The sequence below is a fragment of the Nonomuraea harbinensis genome (assembly GCF_019396385.1).
GTDB classification, from domain to species: domain Bacteria; phylum Actinomycetota; class Actinomycetes; order Streptosporangiales; family Streptosporangiaceae; genus Nonomuraea; species Nonomuraea ferruginea.
Window position 1 is genome coordinate 64,790 of sequence record NZ_JAHKRN010000003.1, and the last position, 17,193, is coordinate 81,982.

The window sequence follows — 17,193 nt, forward strand, 5'->3', positions numbered from 1 at the left end:
GGGTGTCACAGGTCTTCCTCCACGCCGGCGCCGGCCGCCGTCACCGTCTCGTAGACGCGCACCACGTCACGCGCGACCGTCGACCAGTCGTACTTCATGACCGCGACCAGGGCCTCCTCGGCGAGCTTGGCCCGCCGGTCCGGCGCGTCGAGCAGCGCGCCCGCCTCGCGCGCCAGCGAGGCCGGGTCGCCGTTGGCGAACAGCGCGCCGGCCTGGCCCTCGCCGAGCACCTTGCGGAACGCCGGGATGTCGCTGGCCAGCACCGTCGCGCCGGAGGCCATGGCCTCGGCGAGGACGATGCCGAAGCTCTCGCCGCGGGTGTTGGGCGCGCAGAACACGTCGACCGAGTGGTAGGCGCGGATCTTGTCGGCCTCGCTCACCATGCCGAGCACGGTCACCCGGTCGCGGAACTCCTTGCGCACCCGGTCGTAGACGTCGCCGGTGTCGCCGGGCCCGGCGATCAGCAGTTTGACGTCGGGCCGCTCGGCCGCCAGCAGGTTGAAGGCGTCGAGCAGGATCGGCAGGCCCTTGCGCTCCTCGTCCATGCGGCCGAGGAAGCCGATCGTGGCGCCGCCGGGCCCCCAGCCGTCGAGCGGCTCGGCGTCGGTGTAGCGGCTGACGGTCACGCCGTTGGGGATCACCACGGTGTCGCCGCCGAACTGCTCGACCAGGCTCTTGCGGGCGGCGTCGGAGACCGCGATGCGGCCGCTCAGCTTCTCCAGCGCGCTCTGCAACAGCGGCTCGGCCATCGCGATCGCCCGGGAGCGGGTGAAGGAGGCGTGGAAGGTGGCCACGATCGGCCCCTTCGCCGCCCAGCAGGCCAGCACGCCCAGGCTGGGGATCAGCGGCTCGTGGATGTGGAGCACGTCGAAGCGGCCGTTGCGCACCCAGCGGCGCACCCGGGCGGCCGACAGGAAGCCGAAAGACATCCGGGCCACCGACCCGTTGTAGGGCACCGGCACCGCGCGGCCGGCGCCCGTCACATAGCCGGGAAGCTCGTCGTCGTCACTGGCAGGCGCGATGACGGAGACCTCGTGGTCCTGCGCCATGAGCGCCTGGGCCAGGTCGTCGACGTGCTGCTTGACACCGCCGGGCACGTCCCACGAGTAGGGGCAGACGATGCCGATCCTCACCGCGGGTCGTCCAGCCACAGGCGCTGCAGCATGTGCCAGTCTTCGGGGTGTTCGGCGATGCCCTTCTCGAAGACGTCTGCCAGGCCCTGCGCCACGGCCGCGACCTTCTCCTGGCGGGTGCCCTCCTCGGGCACCGGCACCTCCTCGTGGATGTGGATGCCCCAGTCGGCGCCGTCGAAGTAGACGACGGCGGGCAGCAGCGCGGCGCCGGTCTGCACGGCCAGCAGCGGCGGGCCGGCAGGCACCTTGGTGGTCGCGCCGAAGAACTGCACCTCGACGCCGCTCTTGGTGAGGTCGCGCTCGGCCGGCAGGCACACCACGCCGCCCTTGCGCACCCGGGAGGCGAGGGTGCCGAAGTTGTGGCCGTCGCCGCCGGTCAGCGGCAGCACCTCCATGCCCAGCCCTTCGCGGAAGCGCACGTAGCGGCGGAACAGCGACTCGGGCCGCAGCCGCTCCGCCACGGTGGTGAACGGATGGCCGACGCCGACCAGCCAGGCGCCCGCGGCGTCCCAGTTGCCCATGTGGGGCAGCGCCAGCACCACGCCGCGGCCCGCGGCGACGTTGCCGTGGACGTGTTCGGCGCCGACCACGTGGGTGCGCCGGACGATCTCCGCGCGGTCGATGGAGGGCAGCCGGAAGATCTCGTGGAAGTAGCGGAAGTAGGACCGCATGCCGGCCCTGGTGAGCTCGCCGAGCTCGCCGCTGCCGGGCCGCAGCCCGGTCACCCTGGCCAGGTTGGCCTCCAGGCGGCGCACCGACCTGCCGCGCCGCCGCCACACCCGGTCGGCCAGGAACCCGAACGCCGCGGCCGTCGGGCGTTCGGGCAGGTAGGGGACCAGCGTCCAGCCCGCCGCGAACCCCGCGGCGACGACGCGATCGGTGACTGACGGCTTGCCGCTCATCGCTCCCTCGTCTGCCGGTGGACATGGACCACGCGCTGTACAACGGTGACGGCTCCGGCCGCCGCGAGCAACCACATGCCGGCCGCCAGCAGGTAGGGCACCCCCAGCCCTGAGAAGCAGGCGGCGACCAGGACCACCACCAGCCGCTCGGGACGCTCGGCCAGCCCCACGTCGCAGGTCAGCCCGAGCCCTTCGGCCCGCGCCTTCGCGTAGGACACCAGCAGGCCCGCCACCAGGGCGAACAGCGTCACGCCCGCCAGCAGGGCGTCACCGTCGGCGATGAAGTAGAGGATCAGCCCGGAGAAGATGGCCGCGTCGGCGACCCGGTCGAGCGTGGAGTCGAGGAACGCCCCCCACGTGCTGCCCCCTCCCCCGCCGAGCCGCGCCACCACGCCGTCGAGCAGGTCGAACAGCACGAACACGGTGATCACCAGGGCTCCGGCGGTGAGCAGGCCCATAGGGAAGAAGAACAGGGCGGAGACCACCGTGCCGAGAGTGCCGATCGCCGTGACGGCGTCCGGGCCGATCCCGCGGCGGACCAGTGCCCTGCCCAACGGGGTGAGTAGCCGGGTCACGGCCGGGCGCAGGAGTTTCAGCATCGCGATGTCGATCGTAGGCCATCCCGGCACCGGCCACTTTCTTTGCCCCGGCCCCCTTGTGATATCCGCCACATGGGTATTTGGTGAACACACCGCGTCCATGCGGTTTTCTCACTCCCCGCGCGGGCGCGGCGTTGGCACGCAAACCGACGACGCGGGAGGCGTAGTGGCGGACAAGAACGCGGGCGGGGCCATGGGAGCCGCGGGCAGGGCACCAGCGGCCGACAAGGCGGATGCGATACGCAATGTCGTCCTGGTCGGCCACTCGGGAGCGGGCAAGACGACCCTGGTCGAGCAACTGCTGGCGGCGACCGGCACCATCCAGCGGGCAGGCCGGGTGGAAGACGGCAACACGGTCAGCGACTTCGACGAGGTGGAGGTGCGCCAGCAACGCTCGGTCAACCTGACACCGGCGCCGCTGACCTTCAACGGCATCAAGATCAACCTTCTCGACACCCCCGGCTACGCGGACTTCGTCGGCGACCTGCGAGCCGGGCTGCGCGCCGCCGACGCGGCGCTGTTCGTGGTGTCGGCCACCGACGGGATCGACGGGCTCACCCAGATGCTGTGGGAGGAGTGCGCCCAGGTCCGCATGCCCAGGGCCGTGGTCATCACCAAGCTCGACCACCAGCGGGCCGACTTCGACGGGGTGCTCGCCACCTGCCAGGAGGTCTTCGGCGACGGGGTCGCTCCCCTGTATCTGCCGGTCATCACGAACGGGAACGTGAACGGCCTGATCGGGCTGCTGACGCAGAAGTTCTACAACTACGCGGGCGGCACCCGTACGGAGAAGGAGCCGGGAGCGGAGTACGAGGCCCGCATCGAGGAGCATCGCGGCGTCCTGATCGAGGGCATCATCCAGGAGAGCGAGGACGAGTCGCTCATGGAGCGCTACCTCGAGGGCGAGCCCATCGACATCAAGGTGCTCGTCCAGGACCTGGAGAAGGCGGTCTGCGAGGGCGACTTCCACCCGGTGCTCTGCACCGGGCTCGGCGTGGGCGCGATCGAGCTGCTGGAGCTCGTCACCCAGGGCTTCCCCGCGCCCCACGAGCACCCGATGCCCGAGATCACCACCCTCGACGGCAAGCCGGTGGCGGACATCGCCTGCGACCCCGACGGCCCGCTGGTGGCCGAGGTCGTCAAGACGACCAGCGACCCGTACGTGGGCCGCATCAGCCTGGTGCGCGTCTTCTCCGGCACGCTGCGGCCCGACATGACCGTGCACGTCTCCGGCCACGGCCTGGCCGAGCGCGGCCACGAGGACCACGACGTCGACGAGCGCGTCGGCGCCCTGAGCTGCCCGCTCGGCAAGCAGCAGCGCCAGACCGCCAAGGGCGTGGCGGGCGACATCGTGGCCGTGGCCAAGCTGTCGCGGGCCGAGACCGGCGACACGCTGTCGGAGGTCGAGCGGCCGCTGCTGATGACGGCCTGGGACATGCCCGAGCCGCTGCTGCCGGTGGCGATCCGCGCCAAGTCCAAGGCCGACGAGGACAAGCTGGGGCAGGCGCTGGGCCGCCTGGTGGCCGAGGACCCGACGCTGCGCCTGGAGAACAACGCCGAGACCCGGCAGCTCGTGCTGTGGTGCATGGGCGAGGCGCACACCGACGTGCTGCTGGACCGGCTGGCCAAGCGCCACGGGGTCGAGGTGGAGCGGATCGCCCTGCGGGTGCCGCTGCGGGAGACGTTCGGCGGCCGGACGCAGGCGATGGGCCGCAACGTCAAGCAGACCGGCGGCCACGGCCAGTACGCCATCTGCCATCTGGAGGTGGAGCCGCTGCCGTCGGGCGGCGGGTTCGAGTTCGTCGACAAGATCGTCGGCGGCGTCGTGCCGCGCCAGTTCATCCCGTCGGTCGAGAAGGGCGTGCGGGCCCAGATGGACCGGGGGGTGCGCGCCGGCTATCCGGTCGTTGACGTCCGGGTCACGCTGTACGACGGCAAGGCGCACTCCGTCGACTCCTCCGACATGGCGTTCCAGATCGCCGGTCAGCTGGCGTTGAAGGAGGCGGCGTCGAAGGTGCCGACGCTGCTGCTGGAGCCGGTCGACGAGCTGTCGGTGCTGGTCTCCGACGAGCACGTGGGCGCCGTGATGTCCGACCTGTCGTCGCGGCGCGGGCGGGTGCTCGGCACCGAGCCGGTGGGCCGCGGCCGCACCCTGGTCAAGGCGGAGGTGCCGCAACTGGAGGTCACGAGGTACGCGATCGACCTGCGCTCCATGTCGCACGGCACCGGCACCTTCCAGCGCGCGTTCCTGCGCTACGAGCCGCTGCCGCCGCATCTCGCCGACAAACTGGCCGCGGAGTCGGGCTAGGGTCCCCGCCGGGTCGCCGGGAGGGCAGCCCCTCCCGGCCCACCGGTCACAATGGTGTCACGAGTCGATTTCTTTTTTCCGTACGGAGCATGCCGGCTCCGATGCGAGACTGGTTGGCACTATGCGAACCGGACGCCCACTCCTCGCCGCCACCGCCCTCGCCGCCGTGGCCGTCGGCGCTGCCTACACCTTCGGGCCCGCCGAGGCCGGCCAGCGCAAGGCGGAGGCGGCCAAGAAGAAGTCGACCGAGAGCGCGGTGGTCACCGCGGCGTGCACCCCCGACCCGCGCCACCCGAAACGCCAGTTGCGCGGGGTGTGGATCGCCACGGTCAACAACATCGACTGGCCCTCGCGCAAGGGCCTGTCGGCCGACCGGCAGCGGGCCGAATACACGAGGCTGCTCGACGCCGCCGCCAAGCGCAACTTCAACGCCGTCTTCGTCCAGGTCAGGCCGGCGTCCGACGCCCTCTACAAGTCGTCGATCGAGCCGTGGTCGCAGTTCCTCACCGGCACCCCGGGCAAGGACCCCGGCTGGGACCCGCTGCCGTTCCTCATCAAGGAGGCGCACAAGCGGGGCCTGGAGTTCCACGCCTGGTTCAACCCGTACCGCGCCGCCTACGACGCGAGCGTCGCCGAGCTGCCCGCCTCCCACCCGGCGCGCAAGAACCCCGGCTGGACCGTCAAGTACGGCGACCGCCTCTACTACAACCCGGGCCTGCCCCAGGTGCGCCGCCACGTGGTCAAGGTCGTCACCGACGTGGTCGAACGCTACGACGTCGACGGCGTCCACTTCGACGACTACTTCTACCCCTATCCCGCGCCCGGCAGCACGTTCGACGACCGCGCGGCCTTCAAGAAGCACGGCAAGGGCATGAAGCTGGCCGACTGGCGGCGGCAGAACGTCGACAAGCTCGTGGCCGAGGTCGACGAGGCCGTCCACGCCGCCAAGGGACACGTCAAGTTCGGCATCAGCCCGTTCGGCATCTGGCGCAACAAGGCGCAGGACCCGTCCGGCTCCGACACCTCCGGCATGTCCGCCTACGACTCGATCTACGCCGACGCCAAGGCGTGGATCGAGGCGGGCACCGTCGACTACGTGATGCCCCAGCTCTACTGGTCGCGCTCGCACAAGCTGGCCGGCTACGGCAAGCTGGCGCCGTGGTGGGCCGACGCGGTCGAGGGCACCGACGTCCACCTCTACATCGGCCAGGCGCTCTACCGGGTCGGCGCGAAGGACGAGGCCGCCTGGACCAAGCCGGGCGAGCTGCCGGCCCACCTCACGCTCAACCGCAAGCTCGACCGGATCAGCGGTGACGTGTACTTCAGCGCCAAGCAGCTGCTGACCAACCCGCTGGGCGCCATCGACCGGGTCGCCAAGGCCCACTACGCCCGCCCGGCGCTGCTGCCGCTGATGGAGGAGCGCGGCGGCGCCGCCCCGGCGAAGCCGTCGGGCGTCAAGGCGGCCGGCTCCGCCGTGTCGTGGGCACCGGTGAAGGGGGCCCGCGCGTACGCGGTCTACCGGGTGCCGAAGTCTGGCGACGACTGCCACACGACCGACGCCCGCAACCTCGTGGCCGTGGTCTCGGACCCGTCGTTCACCGCGAACTCGGCCGGCACCTACCTGGTGACCGCGCTCGACCGGCTCCACAACGAGAGCGGCGCGGCCCGGGTGAAGGTCGAAGCCGGCTAGTCGCGCCACGCGTCGGCGAGGAGCCGGCGGGTGTCGCGGAGCAGCTGCGGGAGCACCTTCGTGCGCGCCACCACGGGCATGAAGTTGGTGTCGCCGCCCCACCGGGGCACCACGTGCTGGTGCAGGTGGGCGGCGATGCCCGCGCCCGCGACGTGGCCGAGGTTCATGCCGACGTTGAAACCCTGGGCGCCGCTGGCCTCGCGCAGCGCGCGCAGCGCCCGCTGGGTGAACTCGCCCAGCTCGACGATCTCGGCGGCGGTCAGCTGGTCGTAGTCGGAGACGTGACGGTAGGGCACGACCATCAGGTGGCCGGAGTTGTAGGGGTAGAGGTTGAGCACCGCGTACACGACCTCGCCCCTGGCGACGACCAGGCCGTCCTCGTCGCTCATCTCGGGGATGGCGTCGAACGGGCACCCGTCGGGGCTGGTGTCGATCGGCTTGTTCTCGCCCTTGATGTAGGCCATGCGATGCGGGGTCCACAGACGCTCGAAGTTGTCGGGCTCCCCTGCCCCTGCCTGATCGTGCATATCTAGCAGCATAGGGCCCCCGTGCAACGGACCGACGAGGTGCTCATCAGGCCGGCTCCACGCCCTTCTAGCGGGTGTCGCGGATCCGGTCGGCGAGGTCCGTGACGGCGCCGACCATCCGGGGCCCGGACAGGAACACCGGGTCGTTGTGCCCGGCCCCGGCGATCTCGACGACCGTGACCGGGCCCGCGGCGGCCGCGGCGACCGCGCGGCTCTGGCCGGCCGGCACGATCGTGTCGGCGGTCCCGTACACCACCACGATCGGCGCCCTGATGGCCGCGACCCGCTCCGCGACCGGGAAGCGGTCGCGCAGCATGGCCCGTACGGGGAGGAAGGGGTAGTTGGCCTGCCCCGCCGCGGCCAGGTCGGTGAACGGCGAGCGGAGCACCAGCCCGTCCGCCGGGCGCTCGGCGGCGAGCCCGGCCAGCACGGCCGCGCCGAGGCTCTCGCCGAAGTAGATCACCGGCACCTCGCCGAGGAAGTCGCGCGCCGCCAGGACGTCCAGGCGCAGCCCTTCCTCGGTGGGGCTGCCGGGGTTGCCGCCGTAGCCCCGGTAGTCGACGAGCAGCACCGGCAGCCCGCGGGCGGCGAGCGCGCGGGCCAGCGGCGCCCGGTGCAGCCGGTTGCCGGCGTTGCCGCCTGCCACCAGCACGGTCACCGGGTGGTCTCCCGGCACGTGCCAGGCGCCGAGCCGCAGCCCGTCAGCGGTCGTCAGCGTCACCTCGCGCGCCCCCGGCACGACCTGCCCGGCCGGCGGCACCGGGGCCGGGTCGGGCAGGTAGATCAGCCGCCGCTGGAAGACCCACAGCAGCCCGAGCAGCAGCACCGCCACCACGAGGACCACGAGGGCGGCGCGCAGCGCGCCGGGCAGGTTCACGGGGCCAGTCCACCACAGGTGAAGCGGTCACTTCACCCGGGTCATGTTGGACTCGTAGCCGCCTCCGCCCGGGTAGACCCAGGCGCCGGTGACGGAGTCGCCGTCGAACGTGCCCCGGTAGTAGGCGGGCGAGCCCTTCTCGCCGCCCCAGATGGTGAGCGTGTCGCCCGCCATCTCGTAGACGTAGTCGAAGGTCTCGCCCTGGCTGCCGTAGTAGCGGGACTTGACGTCCTCGCCCGGCTCGCCGCCGAAGGGCCGCTCCCTGCCGATCATCTCCACGCCCTTGACCGCGTGGCCGTCCTGGACGAGGTCGATCTCCTGGATGAGGAAGAAGCCGCCGTCGAGCCAGCGGTACGTGACGGTGCCCTCGCTGCCGCCCGTCACCCGCCAGGTGCCGACCAGCCGGTCCAGGGCCTCAAGCTGCTTGTCGCCGGTGTTCATGTCGCCGTCCTTCACAGGTCGTCGTCGGTTGTGCCCGTATGACGGCGGTGGCGCGGAAAAGGAATCGGCGGGACTCAGATTTTCTCCGGAAGCCCGAAGGCGGCGAGCACCTCGGGCCCGAACGTGGTGATCTCGGCGATCAGGCCGTCCTCGATCCGCAGCACGTCGAGGTTGACCGCGGCGAACGACGTCTCGCCGGGGCGGCGCACGTAGCTCGCCACGGCGGGCTGCCGGTTGGCCCCGGTCTCGATCAGCCGCCACTCGCCCCACGCCTCGGGGCCCTCCATGACCGGGCGCCACATCTCGAGGATCGCGGCGCGGCCCGCGTACAGCAGGGTCGCGGGCGGCATGGCCTGGCGGGCGTCCTCGCGCAGCAGCGCGGCCAGCGTGTCCAGGTCGCCCTTCTGGGAGGCCTTGAGGTAGCGGCGCAGCACCTGCCGCTCCTCCGCGCTCGGTTCGGTGGCCGGCTTCCAGTCGGCGCGGCGTTCGGGCAGGTGGACGCGGAGGGTGGCGCGGGCCCGCTGGAGCGCGCTCTTGACCGCAGGCACGCTCAGCTCCAGCGCGTCCGCGGTCTCCTCGGCCCGCCATCCGGCCACGTCACGCAGGATCAGCACCGCCCGCTGGCGCGGCGGCAGATGCTGGATCGCCGCGAGGTAGGCGAGCTCGATCGTCTCCCGCGCGGCCGCCACCGCGTGCGGCTCGCCCTCCCCCGGGGCGGCCAGGTCGAGCACCCGGTCGGGAATCGGGCGCAGCCACGGCACCTCGGCCTGCGCCGACCGCTCGCCGCCCGCCATCGCCATGACCACCTCGCGCGAGCGGGCCGGGCCGGACAGCGCGTCGAGGCAGGCGTTGGTGGCGATCCGGTAGAGCCAGGCGCGCGGCGTGGCGCGGCCCTCGAACGTCTCGCGCCGCCGCCACGCCCGCAGCAGCGTCTCCTGCACCATGTCCTCGGCGTCGCTGTAGGACCCGAGCATGCGGTAGCAGTGGACCTCCAGCTCGTGCCGGTGGCGCTGGGCCAGCGCGGCGAACCGCTCCTGGTCGCCCGCCCGGATCGCCTCCGTCACCTCGCCGGTCTCGCTCACCGCTCCTCCCCTCGTCGCGCGGGTCATCGTACGCGCCGCCGCCGACAATCCGGGCGCCCGGCGTCTAGGGTGGCGGGCATGGCCGATCAACTCGAACCCATGCCCACCGACTGGCAGCGGGCGCTCGCCGTGGTGGCCCATCCCGACGACCTGGAGTACGGCTGCGCGGCCGCCGTCGCGACCTGGACCGCGGCGGGCCGCGAGGTCGCCTACCTGATGGCCACGCGCGGAGAGGCGGGCATCGACACGCTCGCCCCGGCCGAGGCGGGTCCGGTGCGCGAGCGGGAGGAGCGGGCCGGCGCCGCCGTCGTGGGCGTGACCACGGTGGAGTTCCTCGACCACGCCGACGGGGTGATCGAGTACGGTCCGGCGCTGCGCCGCGACATCGCGGCGGCGATCCGCCGTCACCGTCCCGAGCTGGTGGTGACCCTCAACTTCGACGACACCTGGGCCGGCGGCGCCTACTGGAACACCCCCGACCACAGGGCGGTCGGCCGGGCCGTGATGGACGCCGTCGCCGACGCCGGCAACCGATGGATCTTCCCCGACGCGGGCGAGCCGTGGGGCGGCGTGCGCTGGGTGGCGGTCGCGGGCAGCGACTCCCCCACCCACGCCGTCGACGTCACGGACGGGCTGGAGGCCGGTGTGCGCTCACTGGTGGCGCACCGCGCCTACATCGAGGCGCTCACCGGCGACGACCCGGAGAAGTACGCGCGCGAACTCGTCGAAGGCTTCGCCCGCGAAAGCGCCACCCGCTTCGCCGGCCGCCCCGCGATCCCCTTCAGACTGTTCAACCGCTGACCCGGACACTCCGACGCCTGCACATCCGGACACGTCCCGTGCGCGTCCGGGGTAAGCCGGACGCGTCCGGGGTTGGGTGTCAGACCTGGATGCGGCGTTCGATGGCGTCGGCGATCTCGGCGACCGCCCGGTCGACCGGTACGCCGTTGTTCTGCTCGCCGCTGCGGTAGCGGAAGGACACCGCGCCGCCCGCGACGTCGTCGTCGCCGGCCAGGAGCATGTAGGGCACCTTGGCCTTCTGGGCGTTGCGGATCTTCTTCTGCATGCGGTCGTCGGAGGCGTCGACCTCGACCCGGATGCCGCGCTCGCGCAGCTTCTTGGCGACGTCCTGCAGGTAGGGCACGTGCGTGTCGGCGATCGGGATGCCGACCACCTGGACGGGCGCGAGCCAGGGCGGGAAGGCGCCCGCGTAGTGCTCGGTCAGCACGCCGAGGAAGCGCTCGATGGAGCCGAACAGCGCCCGGTGGATCATGACCGGGGTCTGGCGGCTGCCGTCGGCGGCCTGGTATTCGAGCCCGAACCGCTGGGGCTGGTTGAGGTCGAGCTGGATGGTCGACAGCTGCCAGGTGCGGCCGATCGCGTCCTTGGCCTGCACGGAGATCTTGGGGCCGTAGAAGGCCGCGCCGCCCGGGTCGTCGACCAGCTCCAGGCCGGACTCCACGGCCGTCTCGCGCAGCGCCTCGGTGGCCTCGTCCCAGTGGGCGGGGTCGCCGATGAACTTCTCGGAGTCGTCGCGGGTGGACAGCTCCAGGTAGAACTCCGACAGGCCGAAGTCGCGCAGCACGCTGAGCACGAAGGTGAGCAGGCTCTTGATCTCGCCGACCATCTGCTCACGGGTGCAGTAGATGTGGGAGTCGTCCTGCGTCATGCCGCGCACCCGGGTCAGGCCGTGGACCACGCCCGACTTCTCGTAGCGGTAGACGCTGCCGAACTCGCACAGCCGCAGCGGCAGCTCGCGGTAGGAGCGCCCGCGGGCCCGGAAGATCAGGTTGTGCATCGGGCAGTTCATCGGCTTGACGCGGTATTCGACGCCCTCCAGCTCGAAGGGCGGGAACATGTCGTCGGCGTACCACGGCAGGTGGCCGGAGGTCTCGAACAGCGTCGACTTGGTGATGTGGGGGGTGTTGACGAACTCGTAGCCCGCCTCCGCCTGGCGGCGGCGCATGTAGTCTTCCATCTCCTTGCGGATGATGCCGCCCTTGGGGTGGAAGACGGGAAGGCCGCTGCCCAGTTCGGGCGGGAAGCTGAACAGGTCGAGCTCGGCGCCGAGCTTGCGGTGGTCGCGCTTCTCGGCCTCCTCCAGCAGCTTGAGGTATTCGTCCTGCTTGTCGCGGGACTCCCAGGCGGTGCCGTAGATGCGCTGGAGCTGCGGGTTCTTCTCGCTGCCGCGCCAGTAGGCGCCGCCGGAGCGCATGAGCTTGAACGCGGGGATGGACCGGGTCGACGGGACGTGCGGGCCGCGGCACAGGTCCTTCCAGTGCAGCTCGCCGGTCTTGGCGTCGAGGTTGTCGTAGATGGTGAGCTGGCCGGCGCCGACCTCGATCGACTCCTCGGCGTCCGCGCCGCCCTTCAGGCCGATGAGCTCCAGCTTGTAGGGCTCGTCGGCCAGCTCCTCGCGGGCCTCGTCGTCGCCGACGGGACGGCGGGAGAACAGCTGGCCCTGCTTGACGATCTCGCGCATGCGCTTCTCGATGCGCTTGAGGTCGTCGGGGTGGAAAGCCTCGGCCACGTCGAAGTCGTAGTAGAAGCCGTTGTCGACCGGCGGGCCGATGCCGAGCTTGGCCTCGGGGAACAGCTCCTGGACGGCCTGGGCCATGACGTGCGCGGTGGAGTGGCGGACGATCGCCCGGCCCTCCTCGCTGGAGATCTCGATCGGCTCGACCACGTCGCCGTCGGCGAGCGGGCAGGCCAGGTCGCGCGCCTCGCCGTTGACCCGGGCGGCGATCACGGTGCGGCCGTCGGCGTCGAGCGCCTGGCCGGCCGTCGTGCCGGCCGCGACCACACGCTCGGCTCCGGCGAGGGTGATGCGTAGCTCGGCTGACACGATGGCTCCCTTGGATAGCGCTCGTCGGTGACGGAAAACGATGCTATCGCGGGTCGAACCCCATCCTGGTCAGCCTTCTGCGGCTGCCCAGGAACACGTTCCGGTCGATCGGGCTGTTGGCGTGCTGGTGGATCGACCAGTCCCGCCACGGCCCCGGCACCGCAGGCCGGCCGCGCGGGCGGTGCGGGCTGGCGATCCACAGCGGATACTCGCCCAGGCCCGCGCAGTTGCCCTCCTCGGCGAAGGACTGGAAGGTATAGACGAACGGCCGCGTGCCGGTGCGCGCTTCCACGTACCGGCACCAGAGGCGGGCGAAGGCGGCGACCCGCTCGGGCTTGATGCCGTCGTCGGTCTCCAGGTCGAGCGCGATCAGGTCGCCCCGGCGCAGCCCGCCCGCCTCCCTGATCGTGCGCAGGAAGTGGCGCGCCTGCTCCACGGGATCACCCTTGGGTCGCGCGAAGTGGTAGGCGCCGCAGACGATCCAGTTCTCCCGCATGCGGTCCCAGTTGCGGGAGAACCAGTGATCGGTCCAGTCGCCGCCCTCGGTGGCCTTGGCGAAGGCGAACGCCACTCCACTGCGCGCGTGCTCGGCCCAGTCGACGGATTTCTGCCAGTTGGACACGTCGATGCCGTGCAGCAAGCGCTTGTCCATGTCGGAGTACACCCTGCCGGAGTTTATGGCGACTCCGGCTGATCAGCCCTTCGACGCGCCGATGAGCAGCTTGTGCGCGCGCTCGCGGTCGCCGTAGACCGCGGCCACGAAGTCGGTGACCCCGGCCTGGGCCAGGGCGTCGATCTGGGCGCGCACCGCGTCCTCGTCGCCGACCACGGCGACGCCGCCGGGGTTCTCGACGCCCTCCCTGTCGAGCATGGCCCGGTAGGACGGGAGCTGCCCGTACATGACGAAGATCTCGTCGGCCTTGGCCCTGGCGGCCTCCGGGTCGTCGGTGACGCAGACGGGCAGGGTGCAGACGACGCGCGGCGCGGGCCGGCCCGCCTCCTTCGCGGCGGCGGTGATGGTGGGCACGATGTGCTCGGCGACGGTCTTGCGGCCGGTCATCCAGAGGACGGTGCCGTCGGCGACGGTGCCCGCCAGCTTGAGCATGCGCGGGCCGAGTGCGGCGACCAGCACCGGCAGGCCGGCCCCCGGCGTGCTGAGCCGCACGTTGGCCTTGAGCGTCTCGCCGGTGTAGTCGACCTGCTCGCCGCGGGTGACGGGCAGCAGGACGTCGAGATACTCCTTCATGTGCCGGGCGGGCCGGTCGAAGCTGTAGCCGTACATGCCCTCGATGACGACCTGGTGGGACAGGCCGATGCCGAGGGCCAGCCGGCCGCCGAGCGCGGCGTTGACGGTCATGGCCTGCTGGGCGAGCACGACGGGATGGCGGGGGTAGGTCGGCACGACGCCGGTGCCGAACTCGATGTCGCGGCCCCCGGCCAGGGCGGCGCTGCCGGCCACGGCGAGCGAGGTGAGCGCGTCCAGCCCGAAGATCTGGGACATCCAGACCGAGTCGAAACCGTCGTCGGCCGCGCGGGCGATCCGGTCGCGCAGGTCGGGGAACGGATCCTGGCCGTTGGGCTCGTTGATCAGAAGTCCGAATCGCATGCTGACAGAACTCCATTCTAGTCGGCTGGGGCGAGTGTAACCCCGGTCGCGCCGGGTGGTGCCGAGGCCGGGCCGTACCCCCTTTGTAAAGTGGCTTCATGACCCACGAACGTGCGGGACAGCCCGCTCAGCCCGCGGATCTGGTGGACGTGGCCCGGCTGGTGACCGCCTACTACGCGTTGCGGCCCGACCCGGGCGACCCGGGGCAGCGGGTGACGTTCGGCACCTCGGGCCATCGCGGGTCGTCGCGGGCCTCGGCCTTCAACGAGGCCCACATCCTGGCCACCACCCAGGCCATCTGCGAATACCGGCTGACGCAGGGCACCGACGGCCCGCTCTACCTGGGCATCGACACGCACGCGCTGTCGGAGCCCGCGCGGGTGTCGGCGCTGGAGGTGCTCGCGGCCAACGACGTGCGGGTGCTGATCGACTCCCGCGACGGCTACACGCCGACGCCGGCCGTCTCCCACGCGATCCTCACGTACAACCGTGGCAGGAAATCGGGGCTCGCCGACGGGGTGGTCATCACGCCGTCGCACAACCCGCCGTCCGACGGCGGCTTCAAGTACAACCCGCCGAACGGCGGCCCGGCCGACACCGAGGCCACCACGTGGATCCAGGACCGCGCCAACCGGCTGCTGGCCCAGGACCTCGCCGGGGTGCGCCGGGTGCCCTACGCCAGGGCGCTGGAAGCGGCGGGCCGCTACGACTTCCTCGGCTCGTACGTGGACGACCTGCCCTCGGTCGTTGACCTGGACGCGATCAGGGCGGCCGGGGTGCGGATCGGCGCCGACCCGCTCGGCGGCGCCAGCGTGGCCTACTGGGGCGAGATCGCCGAGCGCCACCGCCTCGACCTGACCGTGGTCAACCCGCTAGTCGACCCGACGTGGCGGTTCATGACGCTCGACTGGGACGGCAAGATCCGGATGGACTGCTCGTCGCCGTACGCGATGGCCTCGCTCATCGACGGCCGCGACCGCTTCCAGATCGCCACCGGCAACGACGCCGACGCCGACCGGCACGGCATCGTCACCCCCGACGGCGGGCTGGTCAACCCGAACCACTACCTGGCGGTGGCGATCTCCTACCTGTACGAGCACCGCGACGGGTGGCCGCGAGACGCCGGGGTCGGCAAGACGATGGTCAGCAGCGGCGTCATCGACCGGGTGGCCGCCGCGCTGGGGCGGCGGCTGTACGAAGTGCCGGTGGGTTTCAAGTGGTTCGTGCCGGGGCTGCTCGACGGCTCGCTCGGGTTCGGCGGCGAGGAGAGCGCGGGCGCGTCGTTCCTGCGCCGCGACGGCTCGGTGTGGACCACCGACAAGGACGGCCTCATCCTGGCCCTGCTGGCGGCCGAGATCCAGGCGGTCACGGGCAGGTCGCCGAGCGAGCACTACCGGGGCCTGACCGAGCGGTTCGGCGAGCCCGCCTACGCGCGGGTGGACGCGCCGGCCACCCGCGACGAGAAGGCGGTGCTCGGCAGGCTGTCGGCCGACCAGGTGACGGCCTCCAGCCTGGCCGGCGAGCCGATCACGTCGGTGCTCACGGCCGCGCCGGGCAACGGGGCGTCGCTTGGCGGCGTCAAGGTCTCCACGGAGAGCGCCTGGTTCGCCGCCCGGCCGTCGGGCACCGAGGACGTCTACAAGATCTACGCCGAGTCGTTCCGCGGCCCGGACCACCTCGCCAAGGTGCAGGAGGAGGCCCGGTCGCTGGTCTCCGCGGCGCTGGGCTGATCAGGACCCTTCAGGACTTCGCGAGCACCCGGCCGTCGTCGTCGATGGCCGGGAACGCGCCGGTGTCGACGATGCCGTGCTGGTGGTAGAGCTGCTCGATGAGGGCGTGGGCCGCGGGCTCCAGCTTCCACAGCGCGCGCCACTCCCGGGCGACGGGCACCGGGATGCCGATCTCCTGGGCGATGTCCACGGTGCGCGGCACGATCCCCTTGGCGATCTGCCGGTTCCAGTAGGCGCGGGCCTGGCGCATGAGCACCGCGCGCTGGGCGGTGTCGACGATCTGCGGGGCCGCGTCGATGACCGCGATCTCCTCGTCGTCCTCCTCCCGCACCAGCTCGGCGAGCGCGGGCGGCAGCTCGGGCCTGGCGGGCACCGGCCGGTGGTCGCGCTCGGGCTCCCAGGGCACCCGCGGGTCGGCGTCGATGAGCGCGGTGGTGTTGTAGAGGGCGGCGATCTGGGCGAGCAGCGCCTCCTGGCGGCCCTGGTCGACGGCCAGGCCGGTGTGCTCGACCGCCTGGTCCATGGCCTTGTCGAGCTTGGCCAGGGCGGCGCGCATCTTGCGGTCGGGGGCGCCGGCCTCGCGCAGCGCCTTGGCGCGCTTGGCGGCCAGCGCGACCCGGGTGAGCCTGCGGTGCGCGTCGACCTCGCTGGCGGTGCGGTCGCTGACCTCGGCCAGGCCGAGCCGGACGAGCAGCCGCTCGGGGGTGAGCCGCCAGTTGATGCGGCCGGTGCCGCGGATGCGGTGGCGCTCGATGGCCATGCCGCGCTCCCAGAGCCAGGCGGCCACCAGCGGCGCGGCGAGCCGGAAAACCGCCTCGGGGAAGCTGCTGGCGTCCATGCTGGACAGCACCGCGGTCAGGCAGGTCAGCGCCCACACGGCGATGCCGTCGATGCCCGCGGAGAAGTTCTCCCGCATGTTGCGGCGGGCGCGCACGGCGGAGGTGATGATGGCCACTTCGATGAAGGCGAACAGCAGCAGCCTCAGCGGGCCGTCCAGGCCCAGCACGTCACCGGAGAAGCGCCACATGCCCTGGGCGGACACGCCCGTCGCGATGGAGGCGGCCACGATGGTCAGCACGTCCTCGATGGGACGGTTGGCGACGTAGCGGGCGAACAGCCAGGCGGTGACCCGCCAGGCGACGCGAAGCACCAGGAAGGCCAGGATGAGCCCGGCCAGGCTCAGCAGCGCGATCACGGCGGTCGCGAGCGGCTTCTCGGTGATGAAGGTAGTGATTTCCTCAAATGTGGGCATCAGTCACTATCCGTTGAGGCTCAGTCTCGGGGGGCTCGATGACGAGATCATCGCAGACTGTAGCCACCTTGTACGCCAAACTCCGGCTGCTGCCCAGTTTGCACTGATTTCCCCATACGTCCCACCAGCACCGGAGCTGTCGGGGAACGCGCCAAACGGACCCGGAGTGGTCAGTCCCGTGGACGCCACGGCGTCTCCCCG

The 17,193-nt window shown here is 71.8% G+C and carries 15 protein-coding genes; 4 read left to right on the top strand and 11 right to left on the bottom strand.

Translation table 11 applies throughout. The features are described from left to right. Nucleotides 1-5: 5 nt before the first annotated feature. The 3 genes from KME79_RS03760 to pgsA are packed head-to-tail and all read right to left on the bottom strand — an operon-like array spanning nt 6 to nt 2,634. The gene (locus KME79_RS03760) at nt 6-1,133 is read right to left on the bottom strand and encodes a glycosyltransferase family 4 protein (RefSeq protein WP_148031180.1); all 1,128 of its coding nucleotides are present in this window, start codon (nt 1,131-1,133) and stop codon (nt 6-8) included. Further along, nucleotides 1,130-2,035: a phosphatidylinositol mannoside acyltransferase gene (locus KME79_RS03765; RefSeq protein ID WP_219543327.1), complete on the bottom strand. Its 906-nt coding sequence runs from the start codon at nt 2,033-2,035 to the stop codon at nt 1,130-1,132. Before KME79_RS03765 ends, KME79_RS03760 begins: the two co-directional genes overlap by 4 nt. After that, a complete protein-coding gene (pgsA, locus tag KME79_RS03770) occupies nt 2,032-2,634 on the bottom strand; it encodes a phosphatidylinositol phosphate synthase (RefSeq protein WP_219543476.1) in 603 nt (200 codons plus the stop codon). Before pgsA ends, KME79_RS03765 begins: the two co-directional genes overlap by 4 nt. 166 nt (nt 2,635-2,800) lie before the next feature. On the opposite strand from pgsA, the gene KME79_RS03775 reads away from it, so the two are divergent. Beyond that, nucleotides 2,801-4,942, top strand: a complete 2,142-nt coding sequence (locus KME79_RS03775; protein WP_219543328.1) for an elongation factor G-like protein EF-G2 — start codon at nt 2,801-2,803, stop codon at nt 4,940-4,942. A 121-nt stretch (nt 4,943-5,063) separates the two neighbouring features. Further along, nucleotides 5,064-6,632, top strand: coding sequence for a glycoside hydrolase family 10-like protein (locus KME79_RS03780; protein WP_219543329.1), 1,569 nt, complete (start codon nt 5,064-5,066; stop codon nt 6,630-6,632). On the opposite strand, the gene KME79_RS03785 is transcribed toward KME79_RS03780, so the two are convergent. The 4 genes from KME79_RS03785 to KME79_RS03800 all read right to left on the bottom strand — a co-directional run bounded on the left by KME79_RS03785 (nt 6,629) and on the right by KME79_RS03800 (nt 9,559). After that, a complete protein-coding gene (locus tag KME79_RS03785) occupies nt 6,629-7,159 on the bottom strand; it encodes an HIT family protein (RefSeq protein WP_308248775.1) in 531 nt (176 codons plus the stop codon). The genes KME79_RS03780 and KME79_RS03785 overlap by 4 nt on opposite strands. 67 nt (nt 7,160-7,226) lie before the next feature. Beyond that, nucleotides 7,227-8,036, bottom strand: coding sequence for an alpha/beta hydrolase (locus KME79_RS03790; protein WP_308248776.1), 810 nt, complete (start codon nt 8,034-8,036; stop codon nt 7,227-7,229). 27 nt (nt 8,037-8,063) lie between these two features. Then, nucleotides 8,064-8,477, bottom strand: coding sequence for a hypothetical protein (locus tag KME79_RS03795; RefSeq protein ID WP_219543331.1), 414 nt, complete (start codon nt 8,475-8,477; stop codon nt 8,064-8,066). Between the two features lie 74 nt (nt 8,478-8,551). Next, complete coding sequence (locus tag KME79_RS03800; protein WP_308248777.1) at nt 8,552-9,559, bottom strand: RNA polymerase subunit sigma-70; 1,008 nt, start codon at nt 9,557-9,559, stop codon at nt 8,552-8,554. 78 nt (nt 9,560-9,637) lie between these two features. Here KME79_RS03800 and KME79_RS03805 point away from each other — a divergent pair, with 78 nt between their 5' ends. Further along, nucleotides 9,638-10,360, top strand: a complete 723-nt coding sequence (locus tag KME79_RS03805) for a PIG-L deacetylase family protein (protein WP_148031173.1) — start codon at nt 9,638-9,640, stop codon at nt 10,358-10,360. Nucleotides 10,361-10,439: 79 nt separating this feature from the next. Here the strand turns inward: KME79_RS03805 and thrS are convergent, their stop codons facing one another. Genes thrS through KME79_RS03820 form a run of 3 tightly spaced genes read right to left on the bottom strand, consistent with a single transcriptional unit; the run spans nt 10,440 to nt 14,010 of the window. Further along, nucleotides 10,440-12,404, bottom strand: a complete 1,965-nt coding sequence (gene thrS, locus KME79_RS03810) for a threonine--tRNA ligase (RefSeq protein WP_219543333.1) — start codon at nt 12,402-12,404, stop codon at nt 10,440-10,442. 43 nt (nt 12,405-12,447) lie between these two features. After that, the gene (locus tag KME79_RS03815; protein ID WP_219543334.1) at nt 12,448-13,056 is read right to left on the bottom strand and encodes a glycoside hydrolase family 25 protein; all 609 of its coding nucleotides are present in this window, start codon (nt 13,054-13,056) and stop codon (nt 12,448-12,450) included. Between the two features lie 42 nt (nt 13,057-13,098). Next, nucleotides 13,099-14,010 (bottom strand): LLM class F420-dependent oxidoreductase, encoded by a 912-nt coding sequence (locus KME79_RS03820; RefSeq protein WP_148031170.1) that lies wholly within the window; start codon nt 14,008-14,010, stop codon nt 13,099-13,101. Nucleotides 14,011-14,108: 98 nt separating this feature from the next. Here KME79_RS03820 and pgm point away from each other — a divergent pair, with 98 nt between their 5' ends. Further along, complete coding sequence (gene pgm, locus KME79_RS03825; protein ID WP_219543335.1) at nt 14,109-15,740, top strand: phosphoglucomutase (alpha-D-glucose-1,6-bisphosphate-dependent); 1,632 nt, start codon at nt 14,109-14,111, stop codon at nt 15,738-15,740. A gap of 10 nt (nt 15,741-15,750) precedes the next feature. Here pgm and KME79_RS03830 read toward each other — a convergent pair whose 3' ends face one another. Next, a complete protein-coding gene (locus tag KME79_RS03830; protein ID WP_148031168.1) occupies nt 15,751-16,992 on the bottom strand; it encodes a hypothetical protein in 1,242 nt (413 codons plus the stop codon). Nucleotides 16,993-17,193: the final 201 nt, after the last annotated feature.

Coding starts and splice junctions, on each gene's coding strand:
- pgsA (WP_219543476.1), bottom strand. CDS start 2,634: ATGCTGAAACTCCTGCGCCCGGCCGTGACCCGGCTACTCACCCCGTTG.
- KME79_RS03805 (WP_148031173.1), top strand. CDS start 9,638: ATGGCCGATCAACTCGAACCCATGCCCACCGACTGGCAGCGGGCGCTC.
- KME79_RS03795 (WP_219543331.1), bottom strand. CDS start 8,477: ATGAACACCGGCGACAAGCAGCTTGAGGCCCTGGACCGGCTGGTCGGC.
- pgm (WP_219543335.1), top strand. CDS start 14,109: ATGACCCACGAACGTGCGGGACAGCCCGCTCAGCCCGCGGATCTGGTG.
- KME79_RS03830 (WP_148031168.1), bottom strand. CDS start 16,992: ATGCCCACATTTGAGGAAATCACTACCTTCATCACCGAGAAGCCGCTC.
- KME79_RS03820 (WP_148031170.1), bottom strand. CDS start 14,010: ATGCGATTCGGACTTCTGATCAACGAGCCCAACGGCCAGGATCCGTTC.
- KME79_RS03780 (WP_219543329.1), top strand. CDS start 5,064: ATGCGAACCGGACGCCCACTCCTCGCCGCCACCGCCCTCGCCGCCGTG.
- KME79_RS03765 (WP_219543327.1), bottom strand. CDS start 2,035: ATGAGCGGCAAGCCGTCAGTCACCGATCGCGTCGTCGCCGCGGGGTTC.
- KME79_RS03815 (WP_219543334.1), bottom strand. CDS start 13,056: ATGGACAAGCGCTTGCTGCACGGCATCGACGTGTCCAACTGGCAGAAA.
- KME79_RS03785 (WP_308248775.1), bottom strand. CDS start 7,159: ATGCACGATCAGGCAGGGGCAGGGGAGCCCGACAACTTCGAGCGTCTG.